General features: G+C 74.4%; 2 protein-coding genes. Both read right to left on the bottom strand.

What is annotated here, in order from left to right:
- Positions 1-621 (bottom strand): caspase family protein (locus tag AC1DP0_RS21630; protein WP_478088593.1); only part of this gene is annotated, 621 nt, incomplete at its 3' end.
- A gap of 2 nt (positions 622-623) precedes the next feature.
- Positions 624-1683 (bottom strand): sugar-binding protein (locus AC1DP0_RS21625; RefSeq protein WP_478088591.1); only part of this gene is annotated, 1060 nt, incomplete at its 5' end.

Below are 1683 nucleotides of genomic sequence, written 5' to 3'. Positions count from 1 at the left end.
GGCCTTCTCCGACGACCTGCAGGCCGCGAGCAGCACGTGATGGCCCGCCGGAGTCCAGCGCCCGGCGCCGCGGACGGCGGCGGTCGCGTCGTCCAGCGCGACGAAGGTCGCGGCGGGGCGCGACCGGGCGTCGGGGGGTGCGAGCCGGACGACCTCGTCCGCGTTGCGGGTGCCGTCACCGGAGTGGCAGCAGTCGAGCACGACGAGCGTGTGACAGCCGGACGCCGAGATGCCGTGGAGCAAGCCCGCGAGCTYCTTGTCGGCGAGGTCCCAGCTGTCGGGGGAGCGGCTGTCGACGCAGACCAGCGTCTCGTTGCGCCGGTCCGGCTCGATCGACCAGAGCTCCTCGGGCGTCGCCTGCTGCGAGCCGTGCCCGCTGAAGTAGAAGACCGCGACGTCCTGCGCGGTGGCGCGTCCCAGGTGGTCCCTCAGGTGCGTCGTCACTGCGGACCTCGTCGCCTCGTCGTCCGCCAGCACGACGAGGTCGAGTGCGTCCGCGCCGACGCGATCGCGCAGGACCTCGGCGAAGGCGGTGACGTCGTTGACGCACCCGGACAACGCCGGGATCGGAGGGGGATAGGCATCGATCCCGACGAGGAGGGCGTAGAGCCGACCGGCCATGGTCAGCCCGAGTCGCCCAGCGCGACGCTCTGCCAACGGGCGGGCAGGTTCTGATTCGCGCCCGACCGCTGCGGGTTGCTGCTGAGCATCGTGCGCAGGGCCCAGGTCGCGCCGGGGCCGGTGGCGTCGCTGAGGTTGACGTTCATCGCGAGCACGTCGCCACGCTGGGGCGCCACGCTGCGGCCCACCTCGGACCACGGGATACTGGCCTCGAGCTCGTAGCCACCGTCACGCGACCGCGCCACGACGGAGATCGCGGGCCTCGCGCCGCCCGTCGCGAAGACGACCCTGCCTTGGCCGTTGCGGCCCACGGTGTTGACGTCGGCCGCCGCGCGGCGGTCGGTGTCGTCGCGCACGGCGAGGATCACGTGGAAGTCCCGTCCCGGGCGCAACGGCGCGGTCCGAGCCAGCGTCCGGGCGTCCGGGCCGATCTCGAACGAGACGGCGTCACCGTTCCACCACTGCGGCGCGGGTCCCTGGGTCGGGGTGACGACCGGGTCCACGACGACGGCGTGCAGGTACACCGCGTCGCTGTCCCACAGCGCCTGCCACGTGGCGGTGAGTCCCGCCCGGCGCTCCGCCGCGCCGAACACCGCGGCATCCGCGTCGTGCTCGGGGACCGACCTCCAGTCGTCGAAGGATCCGTCGATCGTGGGGGCGACGGGTGCGCAGCCGATCGTGACGTCGGTCGCGGGCGGCGTGGACGCGCTCGTCCCGCATGCCGCCGCGACGAGGGGCTCGGCCTTCTGGAGCAGGGAGGGCAGCACCCGCCAGGCGAACCATCCGCCGGCGAGGACGGCGACCAGCAGCCCAGCCCGGACCCACGTGGCGAGACCCTTCCCCGGCTTCGACCGACCCCGCTGCTCTGGTGGGGCAGGACGACGGGGCGGGGCCGGAGCTTCGCCCGAGGACCGCTCCTGCGTCACCACCGGTTCGTCCTGCGGAGCGGGCCGCTCCAGGCCGCCGTCGTCCGGCGACGCGGTCCTCGGCACCGGTTGGGTGTCGCCGGCCGAGCCGACGGTCAAGCCGCCGGCCAGACCGACCGGCCCGACCGGCCCGACC

This window comes from Terrabacter sp. P5_B1, from assembly GCF_056400505.1.
Note: the sequence above shows the minus strand (reverse complement) of the source record. Positions and strands in the feature narration are given on the sequence as shown.